Origin of the sequence: Prochlorococcus marinus (assembly GCF_001180245.1) — a bacterium.
In the GTDB taxonomy this organism is placed as follows: Bacteria; Cyanobacteriota; Cyanobacteriia; order PCC-6307; family Cyanobiaceae; genus Prochlorococcus_A; species Prochlorococcus_A marinus_F.
The window spans coordinates 1-323 of sequence record NZ_CVSV01000026.1 but is presented as its reverse complement, the minus strand read 5'-3'; the positions used below and the strand labels follow the sequence as shown (position 1 = coordinate 323).

Sequence of the window (323 nt, the reverse complement as noted above, 5' to 3'; positions counted from 1 at the left end):
TGTTGCCTATCAATAGGATTAAAATAAGATATTTTGAAATTGATAAAATCTACTCACAAGATATCTTTTAATTTATTTAATGCCAAACAATATTGCGTTAATTTAAAAAATTATATTGTTGGAGCTTTTAGGATGTCATTTGTTTTAGTTCCTGAAAAAATATTTGTTTTCACAGCACCTTTAACTGCAGTTAAATCTCGATCGACCAAATTATTAATAGATGCAATGTAACTTTCAGTAATTAATCGTGGGTATAAACCTATTCCAATAATCGGTAGCAGTAAACAGGCAATTATATAAACTTCCCTTGGCTCTGCATCTAT

The 323-nt window shown here is 28.5% G+C and carries 1 pseudogene; it reads right to left on the bottom strand.

The window, feature by feature from the left end:
• Window positions 1–110: 110 nt before the first annotated feature.
• Window positions 111–323 (bottom strand): annotated as a pseudogene (locus AMO19_RS00450) (NAD(P)H-quinone oxidoreductase subunit 4); the annotation flags it as partial.